This is a genomic window from Streptosporangium sp. NBC_01755, from assembly GCF_035917995.1.
GTDB lineage: Bacteria > Actinomycetota > Actinomycetes > Streptosporangiales > Streptosporangiaceae > Streptosporangium.
On record NZ_CP109131.1, the window covers coordinates 1,337,624 to 1,355,636 of the forward strand.

General features: G+C 66.6%; 25 protein-coding genes. 3 read left to right on the forward strand and 22 right to left on the reverse strand.

The annotated features are described in order from the left end of the window. Nucleotides 1-36: 36 nt before the first annotated feature. The gene (locus tag OG884_RS05670) at nucleotides 37-159 is read right to left on the reverse strand and encodes a hypothetical protein (RefSeq protein ID WP_326642832.1); all 123 of its coding nucleotides are present in this window, start codon (nucleotides 157-159) and stop codon (nucleotides 37-39) included. A gap of 116 nt (nucleotides 160-275) precedes the next feature. On the opposite strand from OG884_RS05670, the gene OG884_RS05675 reads away from it, so the two are divergent. Further along, nucleotides 276-593, forward strand: a complete 318-nt coding sequence (locus OG884_RS05675) for a hypothetical protein (RefSeq protein ID WP_326642833.1) — start codon at nucleotides 276-278, stop codon at nucleotides 591-593. Continuing rightward, entirely contained in the window at nucleotides 590-886 is a 297-nt protein-coding gene (locus tag OG884_RS05680) for a hypothetical protein (RefSeq protein WP_326642835.1), read from the forward strand. Before OG884_RS05675 ends, OG884_RS05680 begins: the two co-directional genes overlap by 4 nt. Before the next feature lie 64 nt (nucleotides 887-950). On the opposite strand, the gene OG884_RS05685 is transcribed toward OG884_RS05680, so the two are convergent. The 13 genes from OG884_RS05685 to OG884_RS05745 all read right to left on the reverse strand — a co-directional run bounded on the left by OG884_RS05685 (nucleotide 951) and on the right by OG884_RS05745 (nucleotide 13,897). Next, nucleotides 951-1,565, reverse strand: coding sequence for a hypothetical protein (locus tag OG884_RS05685; protein ID WP_326642837.1), 615 nt, complete (start codon nucleotides 1,563-1,565; stop codon nucleotides 951-953). Between the two features lie 193 nt (nucleotides 1,566-1,758). Beyond that, the gene (locus OG884_RS05690) at nucleotides 1,759-1,950 is read right to left on the reverse strand and encodes a hypothetical protein (protein ID WP_326642839.1); all 192 of its coding nucleotides are present in this window, start codon (nucleotides 1,948-1,950) and stop codon (nucleotides 1,759-1,761) included. Between the two features lie 513 nt (nucleotides 1,951-2,463). Beyond that, complete coding sequence (locus OG884_RS05695; protein WP_326642841.1) at nucleotides 2,464-2,652, reverse strand: hypothetical protein; 189 nt, start codon at nucleotides 2,650-2,652, stop codon at nucleotides 2,464-2,466. 320 nt (nucleotides 2,653-2,972) lie between these two features. After that, nucleotides 2,973-3,734, reverse strand: a complete 762-nt coding sequence (locus tag OG884_RS05700; RefSeq protein WP_326642843.1) for a peptidoglycan recognition protein family protein — start codon at nucleotides 3,732-3,734, stop codon at nucleotides 2,973-2,975. Between the two features lie 2 nt (nucleotides 3,735-3,736). After that, the gene (locus OG884_RS05705) at nucleotides 3,737-4,039 is read right to left on the reverse strand and encodes a hypothetical protein (RefSeq protein WP_326642845.1); all 303 of its coding nucleotides are present in this window, start codon (nucleotides 4,037-4,039) and stop codon (nucleotides 3,737-3,739) included. Nucleotides 4,040-4,104: 65 nt separating this feature from the next. After that, on the reverse strand, nucleotides 4,105-4,509 hold the full coding sequence (locus OG884_RS05710) for a hypothetical protein (RefSeq protein ID WP_326642846.1): 405 nt from the start codon (nucleotides 4,507-4,509) through the stop codon (nucleotides 4,105-4,107). Further along, the gene (locus OG884_RS05715; protein WP_326642847.1) at nucleotides 4,502-6,328 is read right to left on the reverse strand and encodes a hypothetical protein; all 1,827 of its coding nucleotides are present in this window, start codon (nucleotides 6,326-6,328) and stop codon (nucleotides 4,502-4,504) included. Before OG884_RS05715 ends, OG884_RS05710 begins: the two co-directional genes overlap by 8 nt. Before the next feature lie 28 nt (nucleotides 6,329-6,356). Beyond that, on the reverse strand, nucleotides 6,357-7,436 hold the full coding sequence (locus OG884_RS05720) for a phage distal tail protein (protein ID WP_326642849.1): 1,080 nt from the start codon (nucleotides 7,434-7,436) through the stop codon (nucleotides 6,357-6,359). Nucleotides 7,437-7,451: 15 nt separating this feature from the next. Further along, on the reverse strand, nucleotides 7,452-8,153 hold the full coding sequence (locus OG884_RS05725; RefSeq protein ID WP_326642851.1) for a hypothetical protein: 702 nt from the start codon (nucleotides 8,151-8,153) through the stop codon (nucleotides 7,452-7,454). Continuing rightward, nucleotides 8,154-8,624 (reverse strand): hypothetical protein, encoded by a 471-nt coding sequence (locus OG884_RS05730; RefSeq protein WP_326642853.1) that lies wholly within the window; start codon nucleotides 8,622-8,624, stop codon nucleotides 8,154-8,156. It lies immediately after the preceding gene. A gap of 110 nt (nucleotides 8,625-8,734) precedes the next feature. Further along, entirely contained in the window at nucleotides 8,735-9,202 is a 468-nt protein-coding gene (locus OG884_RS05735) for a hypothetical protein (protein WP_326642855.1), read from the reverse strand. Nucleotides 9,203-9,210: 8 nt separating this feature from the next. Next, a complete protein-coding gene (locus OG884_RS05740) occupies nucleotides 9,211-9,459 on the reverse strand; it encodes a hypothetical protein (protein WP_326642857.1) in 249 nt (82 codons plus the stop codon). Between the two features lie 34 nt (nucleotides 9,460-9,493). Further along, on the reverse strand, nucleotides 9,494-13,897 hold the full coding sequence (locus OG884_RS05745; RefSeq protein WP_326642859.1) for a hypothetical protein: 4,404 nt from the start codon (nucleotides 13,895-13,897) through the stop codon (nucleotides 9,494-9,496). A 124-nt stretch (nucleotides 13,898-14,021) separates the two neighbouring features. On the opposite strand from OG884_RS05745, the gene OG884_RS05750 reads away from it, so the two are divergent. Then, on the forward strand, nucleotides 14,022-14,363 hold the full coding sequence (locus tag OG884_RS05750) for a hypothetical protein (RefSeq protein ID WP_326642861.1): 342 nt from the start codon (nucleotides 14,022-14,024) through the stop codon (nucleotides 14,361-14,363). A gap of 366 nt (nucleotides 14,364-14,729) precedes the next feature. Here OG884_RS05750 and OG884_RS05755 read toward each other — a convergent pair whose 3' ends face one another. The 8 genes from OG884_RS05755 to OG884_RS05790 form a co-directional block, all read right to left on the reverse strand. Continuing rightward, complete coding sequence (locus OG884_RS05755) at nucleotides 14,730-15,251, reverse strand: hypothetical protein (RefSeq protein WP_326642863.1); 522 nt, start codon at nucleotides 15,249-15,251, stop codon at nucleotides 14,730-14,732. Nucleotides 15,252-15,253: 2 nt separating this feature from the next. After that, entirely contained in the window at nucleotides 15,254-15,739 is a 486-nt protein-coding gene (locus OG884_RS05760; RefSeq protein ID WP_326642865.1) for a phage tail tube protein, read from the reverse strand. 3 nt (nucleotides 15,740-15,742) lie between these two features. Next, on the reverse strand, nucleotides 15,743-15,943 hold the full coding sequence (locus OG884_RS05765; RefSeq protein WP_326642867.1) for a hypothetical protein: 201 nt from the start codon (nucleotides 15,941-15,943) through the stop codon (nucleotides 15,743-15,745). Further along, nucleotides 15,943-16,275: a hypothetical protein gene (locus tag OG884_RS05770; protein WP_326642869.1), complete on the reverse strand. Its 333-nt coding sequence runs from the start codon at nucleotides 16,273-16,275 to the stop codon at nucleotides 15,943-15,945. The genes OG884_RS05765 and OG884_RS05770 overlap by 1 nt, the downstream gene beginning before the upstream one ends. A 67-nt stretch (nucleotides 16,276-16,342) precedes the next feature. Further along, the gene (gp17, locus tag OG884_RS05775; RefSeq protein WP_326642871.1) at nucleotides 16,343-16,777 is read right to left on the reverse strand and encodes a tail completion protein gp17; all 435 of its coding nucleotides are present in this window, start codon (nucleotides 16,775-16,777) and stop codon (nucleotides 16,343-16,345) included. After that, on the reverse strand, nucleotides 16,774-17,208 hold the full coding sequence (locus OG884_RS05780; RefSeq protein ID WP_326642873.1) for an HK97-gp10 family putative phage morphogenesis protein: 435 nt from the start codon (nucleotides 17,206-17,208) through the stop codon (nucleotides 16,774-16,776). Before OG884_RS05780 ends, gp17 begins: the two co-directional genes overlap by 4 nt. Continuing rightward, entirely contained in the window at nucleotides 17,205-17,642 is a 438-nt protein-coding gene (locus OG884_RS05785; protein WP_326642875.1) for a DUF6093 family protein, read from the reverse strand. Before OG884_RS05785 ends, OG884_RS05780 begins: the two co-directional genes overlap by 4 nt. 13 nt (nucleotides 17,643-17,655) lie before the next feature. Next, nucleotides 17,656-18,009 (reverse strand): hypothetical protein, encoded by a 354-nt coding sequence (locus OG884_RS05790; RefSeq protein ID WP_326642877.1) that lies wholly within the window; start codon nucleotides 18,007-18,009, stop codon nucleotides 17,656-17,658. Nucleotides 18,010-18,013: the final 4 nt, after the last annotated feature.

Here is an 18,013-nt window from a genome sequence, read left to right on the forward strand (position 1 = left end):
CCGCCGGTCCGAAGACCAGGCGGGGCGTTCGCGTGTTCAGGCTCGGGCGGTCGTCTCCTGCGATGGCGGCGGAGCGTCCGTGATCTGCTCTACGCGGGCGTGTACCTCGTCGTAGGCGCGCTGAGCTTCGATCAGGTCAGGCGGAAAGTCGTAGGCCATCGTGCTCCAGTCCCCGAGGTTGCGGGGAGATCCTACGGCCCTCCAGCCCTGGGGCTCCAACCTGTTGCATACCTATCCCTATGCAAACCATCCTTCCGTAGTGCATAGTGATGGCTATGCAGATCTACGTGAGGTTCGGCGACTGCCCCGAAGGCCGCAGCTACAACTTCGACGCCGACGACTACGAGCCCGGCGTCTCGGTCTACAAGGCCATCCTCAACAACTGGGGCGAGCTCAGCCTCATCCTCCCCAACGAGGAGTCCGCCGCCACCGTAGAGATGCTGCTGTGCGACCGCCCCGTCTACCGCGTCGAGGGCCGCCTCCTGGAGACGGTCGGCGGAGACGGCGAACCCCTCATCGCCGACGCTGTCCTCACCCTTATGGAGGACGTAGACGGCACCCTACTGCCCTACTCGATCGAGGAGAACGCGTGACCGACACCCAGGGCTACGAGGCCGACCCCGCCGACGTCGAAGCGCTGCTCGACACCGCGATCAGCGACGCCCTCGATGAGCCTGACCCGCTCATCCGCTACACCCTCCTGACCAAGGACCTGGTGCTGTACGACGCGCTCGTGGGCCGGATCGCACAGGAGCGCTACCGGGCAGTGGCTGCCATGTCGTCGCCCGGCGGCATGTCCTACGCCGCGATCGGCGACGCCCTCGGCGTGTCCCGCTCACGTGCTCAGCAGCTCGTGGAGCGCGGCCGAGTCCCGCCCGAGCGGTAGCCGTACAACGCGAAAGAGCGCCGCCACCCCCGTCTGGGGGTGGCGGCGCTCTCGTGTGTGCGGGCTACGGGGCCATGGTCTGCGTCGGCTGCGGGGTGGAGGTAGACGTCGGGGTGGCGGTCGGAGTCGGCGCCGGGTTGGGAACGCCGAGCTTGCACTTCAGCCTCGGGTAGCCCTTGACCGAGCCGTCCCACTTGCACAGGGACTGCACCCCGTTGATGTCGAGGACGAACGGCCCGTCGAGGCCGGCGCCGTCCTTACCGGGGGCGCCGTCGGCTCCGTCCTTGCCGTCAGCGCCGGGCTTACCGGCCTCTCCCGGAGCGCCGGGCTTACCAGCGGGGCCTTCCGGGCCGGTCTTCCCAATCGGCCCCTGCGGGCCGGTCAGGCCCCGCTCACCCTGCGGGCCCTGAGGGCCTCGCGGGCCGGTCTCCCCCTGCGGGCCGGGGCCGGCCACCGTGCTCTGCCCCTGGGTGGCCTGCTTGGTCCACCACACCTTGACCTCGGTCGGCTTGCACTTGGTGGTGGCGTTAACGAGCCGCACGTAGCCGGTGCTCTTGGCCTTGCACGCGTAGATGAGGTCAGCGGCCGAGGTCTGCGCGGCTGAGGCGGTGGTGACGCTGGACAGGCCGACCGCGAGGATCGCGGTGGCCGCGATAGCGAGAGGCGTACGGAGACGCATGAGAGAACTCCAGGGGAGGAAGGGGAAGCCGTGGCGCGGCCCAACCAGAGTGGCAGGAAGGAACAATCCGCGAAGGCAAAATGGGGCATGTCACGAAAAGGCGTCACACATAAAGAACGCCCCCTCGTCCGGGGACGAGGGGGCGAACAGAGGCCGGAGTTTGATCAGTTCAATTCGCTGACGCGAGGGGTGCTCAAACTACCGGGCCGTGGCAGACGAAGCTGCACACCTCGGACCCCGAGACGAGGCAATCGCCGTTGCAGCCGTGACGACAATCAGACGGGTCGTCCAACGGTGACGGCAGGCGGATCTCCCAGACGAGATCCAGCCCGGCATCCAGCATGGTCCGCCGTAGCTCCGACAGGCGCGGGTCCTGCTCGCTCACGCAATGCCCCTCTCACGCATCGGCTTGCCCGTACCACGCCGGGAACGACCAGGTATCGACGTGAGCAGCCCAGCTGTGGCAGGACACCGCGCAAGCAGGATGCGGGCGCAGGATGCACCCGTCGCAGCCGTGGTCGCATTGACGCCGCTCTCTCACGCTGACCTCCTGCGAAGTCGAAAAGGGGCCGAGCGGCCCGAAGGCGACTCGACCCCGTAGTGTCCGTTGAGGCTTAGGGTGCCGGAGTCCCGCTCCTAGACACGCCGATCTCCCCCGCGCGGGACTGGAGGAGGTGCGGCCCTCAACGGATAGAGATGAGGCTACCGGGTCCTCCCCGGAAGCCTCATCTCTTTTTGAGCCGACCGCCGTACGGAGCAGTCAGCCCTCCGGGTGTGCTTAGACGGTCCTAGCCTCCGGCGATCAACCCGGGACTGCCGCCACCCCGAACCCCGCCAGTCCCTGAGGACGACAGGAAGCGAAAACCCCGAGCACTCCCGGGCGCTCGGGACGGACAGACTACCGCTGGGGCGAGTCCGACTTCTGCGCGTTCGGCACGGCCCACACTCCGAGCGCGGTCAGCACCGCGAGAACGGTGTCCACCCACTCCTGCGGCGTATAGACGCCGTCATCGACCGCGCCCTTCGCGATGAAGACCGCAGCGAACAGTGCCGCTACGACGGTCTTCGCGTACTTGCCTACGTTCATTCGCCCCTCCTGGGGGTCAGCCCGCCGGGCGGCGGGAAGTGAAGAGCCCGGATCCGGGCATGAAAAAAAGCCCCAGCCAGGAGGCGCAGGGCTCAGCAGTGAGGTGTGAACTTTCGCGGAATATCATTCATTCCGCAGGTCAGGGGCAGGTGTGAAAAAACCGGCGATATTATCACCGGTTTTGCAACACCAAGATCAGTTGGACTCGTCGATGAGTCCAGGGAGAGGCCCGTCGTCCTCACCGGGCTCCGGCGTGTCAGGCCACAGAGCAGCCACCCGAGCCAGGTACGGCCACAACAAGGCGTGTAGGACGTCCATGGTCAGGCGACGCGGAGCAGCAAAGCCCAGGTGTCCTTGTCGACAATGCCTGTCGGCTTCTTCCCGGCGGCGTCCTGGATGCCCTTCACACCGTTCTCGTGCTCTTCGGAGAACACGGTGTCGTTGAGCCCGTCCAATCCTCCGTAGTCGCGGGCCAGCAGCAGGTAGTGCAGCGTCTTCACGTGCCAGCGAATCGGGTCCTTGTCGTCCTTGCCGTCGCCGAGCTTCAGGGTGGGCAGCTTCTTCACCATGACCTCCGTAGAGTTCGGGACGGGCTTCGGCTTGGCCGGCGGTTTCGGCGGGGCGGCGTCGATGGGCATCCCAGCGTCCACCCAGGCCTGCAACTTCGACCCAGGGCAGCTGGTGGCGTATCGCTCGCCGTGACCGAGAAGCTTGAGCTTGCGCCCGGCCCGGCGGCACGCCTCCCCGTACAGCCAGCGGATCGACCGCTTCGCCGCCTCGGTGGGGTTGTTGTTGCCGATGTAGGCAACCGACTCGCCGGATGTGTTGTGGCCGGGACAGTGCGCGCCGACGACACACCAGCCGCGGCCCTCATAGATGACGCCGTTCTCGTCGACGAGGTGCCCGTAACCGATGTCGGACCAGCCGTTGCCGTCGAGGTGGAAGTTCTGGATGGCCTGGATGCTCTGCGTCTTCGGCCCGGCGCTGTGGTGGACGAAGAACTCGGTCCGCTGCCCCCAGGTGACGGTGTAGCGGCTGCGGGGCGGACGAGCACCCCACTTCTTGCGGGGGATGATGTCCATGGTCAATCCTCTCTGCGCTGGTCGAGAGTGACGGCGAGCGTGTTCTCCACGCGCTGCACGGACCGCTCGACACGGTCCACCGCGTCACGGGCGCTATGGCCACCGTTTGGCAGGAGCTGCGCCTCTATGGCCTCCAGCCGGGCCATCACCCCAGGACGGGCCGGAACCCCGGGGCGGGCCGGTTCGCCCTTCCAGTCGTCCAAGGCGTCGTGGCCTTTCTTGATGAGGGCGAGGAACTTGAAGACGACGGCGCCACCACCGGCCAGGACGGCTAAGGCCACGCAGATGGCAAGAATGTCGGTCACACAGGGGCTCCGTTTCCAAAGAGGGCAGATGGCGAAAAATGGCCGGATCCGCCGGACGGCACGTCTTAGGTGGCGATGAGGGGTGCTGCACGCAGAGACGCCACCAGCGCGTTGTGCGCGATGAACAGTGACTCAACGCTGTCGACCACGGTCTGCGCCTGCCCCTGGATGTAGGTGCCGGTGGCATTCGTCAACGTGTTCGCGGGATTCGCCACTGCTACGCCCTGCGGGAACGGCGGGGTGATCAGCTCGTGTACTACGCCGCCACTGTCCTTCCAATACGGGTCGCCGCCGGACGCGAACAGGTGCCCGCCACCGGTGGGGGTGGGCGGCGATGCCATGTTGCCGATCTTCCAACCCGCAGACGCCGACGTGAGCGGCGACTGCTGGCGAAGCAGAGCGCGGAGCTCGTCCACCTCGGCGCGCAGCTGGCGAATCTCAGCGGACAGGTCGCCGGGAAACTTATCCACCGGTCACCTCGATTCCTTCGAAAATCAAGTCGGCTTCTTCCTTGCCGGACTCGCGGGAGGTCGGGGTAACGCCGATGCCGATGATGCGCCGTACCCGGCTGTGCGGGAGGTGCCATTCGTTGTTCAGAAAGATCCGAGCCTGATCGCCCAGGCTGTTGGGGGTGAACGTCGGCTCAGCGCCCAAGGCGACGGTGATGGAGTCCACGCGCAAAGCGCCCGGCGCGGTCGCCGCCCAGTACGCCGCGTAGTCCTCCAAAGTCTGCAGCTCAGTGACCGACGAGTAGGTGAGGGTGCGGTCGATGCGCGGCCAGCCCGCCGCGAGATGCGCCTCCGCCACATGGGGGTCGGACATGAGCGGCACACTGCTGGTCGAGGCGTCAGTTGAGATGCTGCTTCCGCGGGCACGCCACGAGGTGGCGCCACGCAGCGCGTCGACCTGCTCACCCAGCTCAAGGATGTCGCCGCCGTTCGGGCTGTCAACGAACACATGGGCGACCGCATCCGATCCGAGCGTGGGGTAGCCCCACACCCAGTGCCGCTCCAACCCGGCGGGTCCGGCGACGATGTTGATGGCCCATTCGAAGCCGGACTCGACCTGTGCGAGCTCGGTCAGCCGTTGCCCGTAGGTGGCCTCGTTCGCGGCGTAGGCGCGGTCCTGGGGCACGCCCGAGCTGCCGCTCTGGAGGGCGAGGTTGAGGCTGGCGTGCGGCTGCCCCTGCATGTGCTGCAGCAGGCTGCGGGCGATATCGATCTGGTCCTCGGAGACGAACTCCAGCGCCTCCTGAAGCTCAACATGCAGCAGGTAGGCATCCATCGTGGATCCGCGCAATTGGATCGCCGGAGTGCCGCGGCGGGACCGGGACAGCTGCGTGGCGGTGATCCAGTACTCGCCCCAGCAGACCCCGCCCCGGTAGACCTCACACGTGATGACGCCGGGGCCGATGGACAGGTCCGTGATGCCGCCCACGCCTTCCTCATCGCGGGGGATGACCCGGGCGACCCGGGCGGCGACTTTGCGGGACGGGATCGGGATCGTCGCGCTGAACGTGCCCGGCTGGAGGATGCGCTTGTCGAGGCTGACGCCTCGCAGATCCAGGTCGTCCAGGTAGGTGCCGTCCCACCTGCGCAGCACATACCGGTACAGAGCGGATCCGCGGCCCGGTGTGAACGGCGGAGGCGGCTCCGGGGCAGGCCCCGCGTCGCCCTCTGCGAGGCTGATTGAGACGCCGACCCCGTACCGCTCCCCCGCCGGAAGGGAGAGCGTGAAGGACTTCGCGCCGGTCGACGTGCTGGAGGCGATCTGCTTGGACGCCGCCGCGGACGTGAGCAGGTCACCGCTTTGCCGGCTGCCGCGCAGCGCGTACCCCGGCGGCGGCGTCCAGGTGACGGTGCCGGTGATGCCGCCGGTGATGGCTCCCGCACGGATCTCCAGGTGCGTGGCCGAAGCTGCGGTGACCGGCGGGGTCACCACTTCGCCGGCGAACGTGATCACGGTAGCGACCTTGGGGGGGATGGTGGTGGAGGCGTCCCGGACACAGATGATGTGGACGATGCCGTCAGCGTTGACCGGCTGGGAGAAGCTGAAATTCGTGCCCTCGCCGCCGGTGGCGGTGCGCCGCCACACCCGAGTCGCAAGCTCATCGTCAGGGTTGCGGCTGGCCATCGTTGTCCAGCCGCTCGCGGACACCCCGGACAGGCCCGAGTCGCCGAAGTAGACGGCGATCAACACATCGCCCTCGACAACCCCGGACGGTTTCGTCACGCTGATGGTGGGCGCGGTTGCGGAGCCGATCGACTGAGAGCGCACACTGATCGCCACGACTCACCCCCAATCGGGTCGTCGCAGGTCAGATCCAGGCGTCCCGGTACAGGAAGACGGCCCCTCGGCCGCCGCCAGAGCCGGTGGTGTAGGTGATCGGGTTGCTGCCTCGCGCCAGCACGAAATCGCTCACCGGGGCTGAGGCGCCGGTCAGGGTGGACATGACGCTGACGCCGCCCACGGTCGCGTTACCATCCGCCGTCTCGATCAGCAGCCGTTCCCCGTCGGCGAGGGTCAGCGAGAACGCCAGGGTGCGGCCCGTCGCGGAGTTCGCCAAGGTCGGGTTCGTGGCCGGCCCGTCCAACCTGATGACTGGGTGGGTTGAGATGTTGCCCGCGTTGGCCAAGGCTGTGACGACCCCGACCGGGACATCCACACCCGTGCGTGCCAGGGCGTAGCGGCGCGGGTCCGCGCACGCGATCAGCACCGACACCGTCGGCAGACCAGCGTTGTAGTCGCCGTCCATGGACACGGCGCGGTCAATGACCTGGCCGTACGCAAGCTGCGGATCCCCGTGCCCGCGGATGACCAGCGGCAGCGGCGTTTCGTCCTCGGGGAGGCCGGTGACGGCGTCGATCTGCGTCAGCAGATCATCGATCAGCGTCGGATCCGTGGCCGAGTTGGGTTGCAGGCGGATCGTAACCAGGCGCTGCTGGGCGAGTTTCCGCCCGTCCCACGCCCCATGCTGAGCGGGTCTGGACACGTTGAGGTTGTCGATGCCCGGCAGACTCCGCCATCCGTCGACCGGCACCAGCACGCCGATGTCTGTGCCAGCTCCCCACAGGGTGGTGAGAGCCCACTCGACCTGTCCCGGCTGGGTGATCTGGTCGCCGGGCAAAGGTGGCACAGCGGCTACGAGAGTCGGGAACTCATCTTCGGTTTCGAACGCCGCCAGGGTGAAGTTCTGCCCATAGGCCAAGGTCAGCGGCGGGAACTCGTCTGCGGTCTCGAACGCCGCCAGGTACAGGTTCGCGTTTGGGGTGACCACCTGCAGCGGCGGGAACTCGTCTGCGGTCTCGAACGCCGCCAGGTACAGGTTGACCTGCAGCGTGTAGCGGCCCTTGACGACCACCGGACGGTTTGGTCTGCTGCGGCCTAGACGAGCCACCGGCCACCGCCTCTCTTACCAGGACGCGGCGCGGTGGACAGCAGCGGTGGACAGCACAGCGCGGCGCCCTGCAGGGGCCGGGAGGGAGGCGACGGCGACGGTGATCCCGTGCCGGTAACCGACCGTCAAACTGGCGGTGAAGTTGACTGTGCCCGTCGCCACGTTCGAGGTGAGAGCCTTGACCGCCAGGGACGCCATGGTGTTTCCACCGGCCTGCTGGTCGCTTTCCTCGCTGTACCCCGGCGGCGGCGTCCAGGTGCCGGCCTCAAAGTCGGGGTAGGCGGCAGCCCACCGCAGCTCCAGGTCGCTGGATCCTGCCGGGGTAATGCCCGGGGTGGGGGCGGTCGCGGAGAAGGCGTCGTTGCCGGTCTGCGCAACCACCGGCGTCGTGATGTCCGCTCCGACAATGGCCGCGATCGCCACACATCCTCGACCGGCCGAGTTTTGCGTGAAGGTGTAGTTCGCCGGCTCGGAGCCGCCTGCGACTTTCCACCACACTTTGCTTCGTAGGTCGAAGCTGCCGCCGCTGCCGCGGGTAGCCAGTGACTGCCAGGTGGCGCCCCCGGTAGGGGTGCCCATATTGGCCAGCGTGCCCTCGTCCGTGCTGTGGAACGCGATCAGGATGTCGTCTGCCGCCGTGCCCGCCGGTTTGGTGATGTTGCCTGAGCCGGTGGCATTGAGGGTGCCCGTCGCCACCGCCCGCAATGCGGCAGGCACCTATGCCCGCTCGAAAAACATGGTCGCCCTCACACTGACCGTGTCAACGGCGGTGAAGCGCAGCACGAACCCGTGGTCGGGGGCGCAGTCAGGGGTGTCGCCGAGCGGGATGTCGTACAGGAGGGTGCCGCCGTTCGGCGACAGTGGGATCTCCCCGATGACGGTCAGGACGGTCGGCTCGGTCGTCCAGTTCCGGGCGGCCGTGACGCCGTGCGCAATGGTTCGCCCGTACACCTGAGCTGGGGTCACGGAGGTGGAGTTGGTGCCGGGCGCGTTGGTGGCCCACGTGCAGTAGCACAGCTCGCAGACGACGGAGGCGTCCGTGGCATCCACACCGGTGAACCCCCACCACACCTTCTTCAGGTCGAGGCCGAACGCCTCCCCTGACTTGATGCCGAGCACGCTCTTAGCGGTACTCGCGACGAGAGAAACGGCGGCGCCGGTAACGACGCTGTATCCAGCCTTGGCCACAATCGGCCCCCTTACATGCGAAAACCCCGCACGCTGGCGGGGTCGAAAAGACGAAAAGAGGGGTGCATGCAAAGGCCCGGAGGACATCCCTCCGGGCCTTCCGTATGTCACTAGGCGACCTGCCCCAGGTGGGCTCGACGCCAAATCCCATCCGTATGTGGAGTGATTGAAAATACTCCGTCGGCGGTGGTGTACTGCTGGCCGAAGTAACGCAGTAGCAGAGCCAGATCGTCGCTGGCCCGGTAGATCAGCAGCCCTTCAGCGGTGAGGGTGGTTTCCGTCCACTCCAGCGGGTTGATCAGCCACCCCGACTTGCCGGGCGTGCTCACCAGCTCGGCGAACGACACCACCTCGATGGCCTGGCCGCCCGCCGAGTAGCCAGGCCCAGAGGACTCCCCGGCGTCCCATGGAGCCGCCCCATAGGCCGGGGAGGTCTGGGAAAAGTTCGGGGTCACCGACCCCGTCCACAAAGCCCCCACGAACACTCCCGGGGTGGTGTCTCCCAGGTCGAGGGTGAGGTTGCCGTTGTGCAGCTGGACCTGAGGGTCCACGAACACGGCATCACGCGTGAGCGCCACAGCGTCTCCTAAGGCAAGTTGATGTTGACGTGCTGGCGTTCACGCCCGCGGGCGGTTTCACGGATGACGTCGTTGCCGAGCTGGTCACGACGCCGCTGCCAGCGGGTGCCGTCCTCGGTTCGGCCCTCCACCACCTGGTCGCGGGTCACCCACGTGCGATCACCCACAACCACGTCCGCGGTGCGGCCCTCGCCGAGCGGAGCACCGCCGCGTAGCCACGCCCCGAACGGGCCATCGACATCGGGATCCCAAGGCATGGCGAAACCGCCCCTCCTGCTCGTGAAGGGGCGGTTAGCCGCGCCCTGAAATACGCATCGCGACCTGGGCCGCGAACTGATCAATGTCGGCTTCGGAGCGGACCGTCATGCCGTTGAGCGCGACCAGCGGGCCACCGCCCGACGACCCGCCAGACGAACCGCCCTGCCCGGCCTGACCACTGGGCGCCGCACTGGACCCGCTGGACGACCACGACGGGGACGACTGAACTGGCTTGGACACGCGCGACCAGTTGACGCTGCCGCCCGACATCGCCACCCCGGCCGTACCCCTGGCTGCCCCCTTGATCTCAGTCGGCGGCGGCTGCTTCAACGCTTGCGTGCTCCTGACCGCAGACAGCGCCGTCCCGCCGCGGGGCGAGCGCTCATCGCCCTTGGATCCGGTCGACCCCTTGGATGAGCTCCCACCGCGGGGGCTGCGCTCGTCGCCCTTGGACCCCGCGTTGCCCTTGGCGTCGGCGGCGGACGCCGCGGCGGAGATCGCCTCACCCAGCAAGGTCACCGCATCCGTCAGCGGAGGCACCTGCACAGCGATGACCTCACCCCACCCGGTCACCTCACCAGCGAGATGCCCGGCGACCTCCCCCACACCGGCCAGCGACTGGGTGAGGGTGCCGGCGTCTCCGAGAGTCGCGTCCAGGGTGGACGTGGCCCCGCCGAGACCAGCGGTCAGGTCCATGGTCGTGGTGTCCAGGGAGGAGCGAAGCGCACCAATACCGGTCACGGTCACCATCGCCCCACCAGCCGGGAGCGGAATACCGCCCCCGCCGGCCATGGAGCCGCCTGCAGTATTGACCGCGGTCTGCTGCGGCACCACAGCCATGCCCATCGCGGATGCGGCCTCACCAAGGACCTGCAAGCCGCGGCCCCGCTTGCCAGGATCGAGCGGGATGAAAGCTTCCCAGCCCGCCTCACCAAACACCACGTCAGGGCCGCCTCGACCGGAGATCAGCGCCGGGGAACGGGCAATCATCGCCGCCGGGTTCGACCCCACCGAACGGATACCTCCGGACGCCATGTACTGCCGGCCGTCAGCGTGCGAGATGCCGCCATAGGCCTTCGGCGTTGCTGGCGCCCGGATGCCTATAGGGAGTTCCAGCTTGATGCCGAGGAGCTGCTTCGCAAAGGCGTAAGCCTTTTCGAGCGCCTCCTTGGTCTCCAGCTCGATCTTGACCTTTTTGTCCTTGAGCCGCTCCAGTTCCTCCTTGAATTCCTTAGAGCCAGTGCGCGCCTTGTCTGCCATCTCCCGGCTGATGCCGAAGTTCTTGGCCAGATCGTAGACACGGGCCTGGGCCTCCTTGGAGGAGCCCGCCAGATCAAACAACTTCGGTAGTTGCTCAGCGATCGACAGGGTGCTGTCCGCAGTGTTCTTGCCCGCGACCTGCTGAGCCCTCCCAATGCCGTCAACCTTCTCGATATAGCCAGAGAAAGCGTCCCGGGCCAGAATCGCAGCATCCCGCTGTTCATCCGTCTTCGCCTTGTGAATTTCGAGCCCGACCGCCGAAGCGTCAACCGCCTTTTTCGCGGACTGGTAGGCGAGGTCCATCTCCCGGATTGCCTTGGCTGCGTCAGTCGTGGCGTTGAAGGTGTCCAGGGAGGACTGGAACCCATCGAGGCCCTGCTTGGCCGCATCGATACCGACCGCCGCCTCGGATGAGGCTGTGCCCGCCACGCGTACCGCCTGCGCATACGTGGGGAAAAGCTCCTGTAGCTTCTCGACGGGCACACCCGCCTTGACCGCTTCATCCTTCAGTCGAGCGAACGCCGCGTTAGCGCCATCGAGGTTCCCCGAGGAAACCATCCCCGCGAGGGTGGCGTCCATGTCGGAGAACTTTTGCTCCACCCGGTCGACTGCCGAGTCAATGCCTGGCAGCACTGCGGAGAGCTCAGTGAACGGATGCTCAACCACTGTCTGGAATAGGCTCGGGTCCTGCAATTCCTTCAGTCCGTCGCGGAACAGCGCCGCAGCCTCATCAGCGGAATGGAAGCCTCCCGCCCACTGGTCGCTGAGGTCCCCAGCCCACTTACCGGTTTGGCCCAGCTCAGTCAGCGCCAGAGTTAGTTTGTCTGCACCCTTGGACTGACCTGCCAAGGAGTTGATCGCGCTACCAACGCCTTCCAGTGCGACCACGCTGACGCCGATACCCAGCGCAGCTTTGCCGAGGGCCGCGAACTTGCCCTTCGCCCCATTGGCTGCGTCACCTGCCGCGCCGATCCCACCGCCGAGGCTCTTCCAGAAGCCGATGGCCGCGCTGGCTGCCTGGTAGCCCTTGACTGCGACGACCAAACCGGCGATAGCGAGGGCGACGCCCTGGATCTGGCCAGGCGACATCTGGCCGAGCACCTCGGCAAGCAGCACAAACGCGCCAACTTGGAGGCTCGTGCCGAGCTTGATCGCGGCGAAGATCGCCGCGACCCCCTTAGCGATGGCCTCGACCTGCTCCGGGCTCATTCCCGCAAGCTTCTCCGACAAGGTGACGAGGAAGTCGAGAGCGCCAGCTCCGGGGCCGGCACCAGCTTCGAGGATCTTCCCGATGGCGATGCCGAGATTTCCGACAACCTCTCCGACCTTCGGCAAGTTTTCTTGCGCGTAGGCGACGAAGCTCTTGAAGCCTTCCGAGGTCTGGAGGCCCTGTCCCCAGTCCTCGAACTCCTGGCTGACGTTCTCGATCCAGGTCATCAGGTCGCCCGTGTACGGCAGGAAGGCTTGGATGATCCCAGCCAGACCACCAGCTACGTTCCCGGCGGCAGTACCGAGGCCTTCGATGGCGCGAGGCGCCTGCGTGGTCAGGTCATAGAAGAAGGACGTCCACTGTTCCCCTTCGAGGCCTTCCTTGGTCTTGTCGATCAGCTCACCGAAAGCACCCGCGCTGGTCCTGATCAGCGGTGTCGCCTTGTTCATGCCGACGGTGAGCAGGTCCAAGCCCTTGGAGATGACGGGGAACACGTCGGGCTGAAGGTCGCGCTGCCAGTCGAGGTAGGCCTTATTGAAGGCCTTCACATCCCCGGCGAGGGTCTTCTCCTGCTTGCTCAACTTGGCGAACGCGTCAGCCAGTCCGCCAGCCGAACCACCTGCACCGGCCATGGCCTCCTGCTGCTGAAGGCGCAGCAGCTTGAGCTGCTGCTCGGCTTCGGCGACCTCGGCCTGTGCGTCCTTCAGGTTCTCCTGGGCGCTCGTATACTCCTCGGTGCCCTTGACCCCTGCCTTGTTCGCTGCGGCGGTGTCCTTGCGGGCGCGAGCAGTTTTGACTTCCTGCTCTTCGGACCGCTGCAACGCCTGGCGGTAGGACAGCTCGGCGCGCTCCCGATCCAGCTGGTCGGCGTTCGGGTCGGCGTTGACCTCTGCCAGCCGCTGAGCGGCCTCCCGTACGGCAAGAGCGGCGTCCTCCTGCGACAAGATCGACTGGTCCAGGTTGAAGTTCAGGTCCTGCAGGGAGCGGCGGCCTTCCTCCCATGCCGCGGTGAGGTCCCGTTGAGCCTGCCGAGCGTCGACTTGAGCGTCCTTCAGCCGCTTCTGCGCGGCTTCCATCTGAAGCATCTGCTGAGCTGCTTGAGCGGCAGATTGGCCAGCCCCACCCGTAGCGCCACCGGCCGCCTTCGCCGCGCTCTCCTGCGCGGCCAGGGCTTCGTTGACTCGGGTCATGCCCGGTACGGCAACGGCGGCAAAGCCAGCCGCGCCGATACCCGCCGCGGTGAACGCGGAGCCGAGCGCGCCCACGCCCACCGCGATCGACGTTGCTGCTGGAAGGGACGCAAGAGCGGCGCCCACCATGGCAATCCCCGTGAGCGCGCTGGACACGTCAGCGGTCACACGCACGCGGGCGTTGCGCCCATTCAGACGGGACACCTCTGCGCCCACGGCGGCGAGCCGCGACAGCGCGCCGCCCGTGTCGGCATCGACGTTAACTCGGGCGGTTTCCCCGCCGAGCCGGTCGACTTCCCGCTGGACGGACTGAAGTTGAGCCAGAGCTGCAGAAGCGTCAGCGCGGACGTCAATGTCCGCCGAGGTGCCGAGTCGATCCAGCTCGCCCTGAATCGCCCGCAGCTCGCCGAGCGCGGAAGCGGCGTTGATATCGACGCCGATTGTCTTTCCGGACAGGTCTTGCATGGCCTGCCGGAGCGAGCCGAGCTTGATCTGGGCGTCAGTGGAGTCTGCGGTGATCTCGGCCTTGGGAAGCGCCTTGAACGCCGATTCCAGGCTGCGAGAGAAGGACCTCGTGAAAGCACCAGCGACCTCTTCGGCCTGCCGTGGCGCGCGGGTGCGCTGTTTCTGTGTCTCCTTCCCGAACGGCTCCCACGAGTCGCCGAGCCCATCGCGGAGCTTCTTCGCTGCCGCTTCGGCCTTGGCCATCGCGGTGATGAACGGCTTGACATCGGCCGAAAGCCGGACGGTAACCGAACGATCCGCCGTCGGACTCACCTCCTATGGAAGGAGCCCAAAAGGGCGGAATATTCGGGTGCGTCAGGTGATGTCGTGAGACGGTGCCAACCAACAGGAAGTGCAGGGCGTCCTACGCCCCGTCACCCCAGCGATAGGAGTCCCAATGAGCTATCCGCCCGACACGCCGCAGGGCCCGTCGTTTACTCAGCCCAGTACGCGAAGTCGCCGCCGGCCGGTGACTGAGGCGACTGCCGCTTCGGGATCCCGTAACAGGGTCGGCGTAGCAGCGGTAACAATCGGCGGCCTCGCCCTGATCTGTGCTCTCATCCCGCCCATCGCCAGCCTGGGCGGGATGCTCGGCATCGTGACGGTGATCGTGGCTCTCGTCGCGATCACCCGGGTAGCGCTCCGCAAGGCGAACAACATGGTCGTGTCGATCACCGCGTTCGGGCTGGGGATCGCGGCGATCGCAGCGGCGATTGTCATTAACCAGATCGCGGGTTAGACACGGCGTGCTTGATGCGCTTCATGACGCGGAATAGCAGGCCAGACGGCGATTCCCGGTACTCCTGCTGGCGGTGCCCCATCGGAGTACACGCATGGCAGCGCACCGGGAGCGGCGACTCGTACGCGCCCTCGTTGTCCGGGTCGGTCGTTTCTGACAAGGGCAGTCCGCAACCGCCAGGGCATTTGTCTATGTCGTTGCGGTGCTTCGCCTGAGCGTAGGCGAGATCCTCTTCGGCCCATTCCGCGTCATGCACGGTGACCGAGCGGACTAGGCGGTCCTTGTCGTCGTACTCGTACGTCGTGACGCTGGTGCGCTGCCGGCCGAGGAGGATCGACCGAGGCACACCGTACGCTGCGGCGAGGCTTACTTCTTCTTCGTGCTGAGGAGAGTTGCGGAGGCTCTCCTGGATTTTGGGACGTCCACCGAGGACCGGTTGAGCGACCACAAGGTGTTGAACAAGTCGTCCCACTGGCCATGCGTGAGACCGTCGATGAGCTGGCCCGCTTTCTCCTCGCTCATCACGGGATCAACGGCGCACGCCGAGAGGAGACCGACTCCGAATGTGTCGACGTTGAACGTCGACTCATCCTTGTCTTCCCGCGGCGGGTGCGCGGCCTGAAGGTCCGACAGTCCCCGGTGTGTGAGTGCCCGCAGCCGGAGCGGAGCCACGTACTTCTCCATCTCCGCTTCGAGGTCGCGGAGCTGCTTCGCCAGAGACTTCCCCGCGGCGGACAGGCCAGCGAGGGAGTCGCGCGACTCCGCCTCCGCAACAGCGAGAGCCTTCTCCGCCTGCTCCCACTCCGCGCGCAGGTCTGCCCGGACACACAGGTTGTAGATCCGCTCGGGCAGTTTCATCTGCCCGAGAATGTCGTCGATGCTGGCCATGGCTACGCGACCACCGCGTCCGTGTCGCTGTCAGTGTGGTTGAACAGCTTGATCATGAACTTCTGGGCTTCGTTGAGCACCGGCGGCTGGCTGCGCCTGATGCCGTTCTGGATCGGGTGGATCTCCGCGTCCTGCCCAGCCGCCCAAGCGTCCTCGTGCGGCAGGTTCCGTCGGACCGCAAGGTAGCCGTCCTGCCCGGGAACCAAGGTGTTATAGGCGACGTCGTTGATCGAGAGGAGCTTCCGCTTGCAGGTGAGCTCGATGGCGAACTTGGACGTGCCTGCTCGCTCCGTCTCGCTACGACTGGCCAGGCTGGTGTTGTCCACCGGTGACTGGTCTGGCTCGATACCGAGGCCGTCTTTGGTGATGTATTCCTGCAGGTCCACGCCCGCGTTGAGTTCACTCGCAGGCGGGCTCGAAACAGACGAAAGCGTCAGGAGGTACGTAACTTTGACGTTACCGTCGCCCAAAAGGTCGGCGCCAGACATGGCCTATTCCTTTTCTGTTGAGGTGGTGGCCGGGCGCTTGGGTGCGCTCTTGTCCGGCGTGACGGGTACAGGCGGCTCGACGACCGGCGTGGGAGAGGGCGCATCGACAAGCTCGTAATCGGGGAAGTAGCGCAGCGTCTGCGGAGCGACCTCCGTGACGAGCCCGGATGTCTTGGACCGGACAGCGACCTTTCGGATGGCCATCAGACCCTCCGAACCGCGAAGGTCACCGTGGTCACCGACGAGCAGACGAAAGTGGCCAGCCCGCCGTCTTCCGGGTCGCCGTACTCGGGCAGGATCGGGATGTCGACCTCACCGGAGGCGGCAACAGTGATGGCCTTGTCGGGCAGGTCCACGCCGTAACTGGTCTGGCCGACGCCGCTAAGGGTTACGGTGATCGGGGAGACGGATCCGTTCTTGACGGTGATCCACGTCCTCGGCGCAGCCTTGACCTTGTCTCCGGTCGTCGCGGTCGCCGCGTAATAGGTGGCAGTCAGACCGCCTACGACGATCGCCTGTGCTGTACGGGTAGCCATTTCGGGCTCCTCCAGGAATGCCAAAGAGCCCGGTCACCGAAAGGTGGCGGGCTAGACGAAGTGGGCGTTAAGCGGGTTGGGAGCGGAACGCGATCTCAACGACCGCCAGGTATGTGGAGGGCTGCACCGAGTCGTCGCGCCGAATGGGTGGCCCGCCGGGTGTTTGGACCCGGTACGTGGAGCGGCCTGCCACGGTCAGGCGCCGGCCGATGAGGGCTGCGCGGACGAGGTCGGCGACCCGTTCGGCCTGGGGTTCGGTGATGCCCCAGATGTTGATCTGCGCCGAGTAGTCGAGGTACTCCAGCGGTTCGGCCTCGTTGCCGTCCGGCACCCCTGGGGAGGGATAGACGACGGCGTAGGGCACGTAGTCGGAGGTGCCGGGGTCGCCTTGCCATCCTCCGCCTGCGGGTTTCTTCGCCCGCTCCACTGGCATGGGGATCGCGGCGATCGCGGCTACCACGGCGTCAGTGTGCGGCGCGGTCGGGGCGATGGGGATGGTCATGTGATGGCCTTCTTCCCAACCTGCCCCATCACCTTGTCGACGGACCGGATGGCCGCCTCGAACGCCGGCCGCATGTAGGGTTGCGGCGCGCTACCGGGATGGTTGACCTGCTTCACCGGGTGCTCAGCACCAGGCCAGAACAACGCCTTCTTGTTCCGAGCCCTAATGACATGCGGATCGGAGCCGAACTCCACCGCAGCCCCGTAGTTCGCTGTGGGCCCTGCTTCGAAGCCCATGCCGTCGTCGTCGAAGTCCTGGCCGATCGAGTTCTTCAGGTTGCCGGTATCGACAGCGACTCGGTCCTGGCCTCCAGCTACGGTGTCGAACGCGACCTTCGCGACCACGACCCTCGTCGAGGCTTCTGCTTTCGGCCCCGCTTTGGCGAAGTCACCGATGAGGTCATCTAGCTCAGAGGTGTCCCAGTCGCTCACCGCACCTCCCGGTTGGTGATGTCCTGAGTGCAGGTGAGAACGCGCTCCCACTGCTCGGTTCCGCCGCCGCCCAAGGTGTCTTTCACCTCGAACTTCCGGCCTGGCAGTTGCGGGTCTTTGGCGGTGAGGACCTCGACGATGTCGTGTTCGAGGATCTCCGCCACGTCCCACCGAATCGCGACCTGGTAGTCAGTGACGCCGGTCGGCTGGTCCCCGACGACGGGGTTGCTGATACCGGCGGGTGCGGTGATACGGCACGGCCCGACGTAGACCACGGTCGACGTGGGCGGGTGCCAGACGCCGTCGTCGTCGAGGACGCCCTCACCGCCGGGTCGGGTGATGCGGCAGGTACCGGTCAGAGTGCCTACCGCGGTGCGGCGGTGATGCTCAGACCAGCGGGCGGGGATCGGGCTATGTCCTGCGAGAGGAGACACGAGCGCCTCCCCTCTACGGGACGTAGCCGAGGTAGCCGGTGTGCCGGTCGAAGTCGACGATGTCGAAGCCCACGGAGTCGTCGCCGTCTCCGTCGTCGACCTGTCGGCGGAGCTCCGATGCCCTTGACCGGAGCTCCGCGGCGACCTTCGTGCCGTCGATGCTCAGCCCGTTCATCGAGATCACCTTGGACACGAGCGCCTCCGAGGAAGCGATCACGTCCAGCGCCTGAGCTGCAGCGCGTTTGACCGAGCCCTCCATCGCGAGGAACGCCTCGATCTGCGGGTCGAGCAGCAGTTGGCTGGCAGGGTCAGTATCAGCGACGAGGAGCCGGACCATGCCGACGTCAGTGCTGTAGTCGATCGCCACAGCG